Here is a 509-nt window from a genome sequence, read left to right as displayed (position 1 = left end):
AATAAAAATTAATGTGCTAGAAAAAACCTGAATTATTGCCCATTCAATTGAATGGGCAATAATTTAAGCAGAAACAATTACATTTTTTAAGCTTGAGCGGAAAGTGGAACACCAAATAATCGATCAAAAGACCAATTAAAAATAAATGTATAAATTGGAATGATAACAATTAAAGCCGCATCTAATAAAAAAGCCTCTAGAAAACTAATATTCATCCACCATGCAATCAATGGAATAAGAAAAACCACCAAGGTTAATTGAAATCCGATCGCATGAGCTACACGGCGTTTTACCGTACGTTGTCGTAAAGTTTGGCGTTTTTCCCATGCTTCAAAAATTAAGTTATAAATAAAGTTCCAGCTCACAGCAATCGTGGTAATCAGGAAAGCCAAAGGCCCTGTATGGGTTAATTGTGTACCCGAAAGTAGTGCCAGCCCTAAAGAAGAAATACCCAGTCCAATGATTTCATAGGTACTTACATAAATTACTCTACGTTTAAGACCTTGCAT

The 509-nt window shown here is 34.8% G+C and carries 1 protein-coding gene; it reads right to left on the bottom strand.

Features of this window, described 5'->3' with window-relative positions; translation table 11 throughout:
• Positions 1-86 precede the first annotated feature (86 nt).
• Positions 87-509, bottom strand: a 423-nt coding sequence (locus F2B26_RS17845) for a PACE efflux transporter (protein WP_004821026.1), incomplete at its 5' end; no start/stop codon positions are given.

The sequence above is a fragment of the Cellulomonas citrea genome (genome assembly GCF_009829685.1).
In the GTDB taxonomy this organism is placed as follows: Bacteria; Actinomycetota; Actinomycetes; order Actinomycetales; family Cellulomonadaceae; genus Cellulomonas; species Cellulomonas citrea.
The sequence above is the reverse complement of the archived record's forward strand: the minus strand, read 5'-3'. Positions and strand labels throughout refer to the sequence as shown.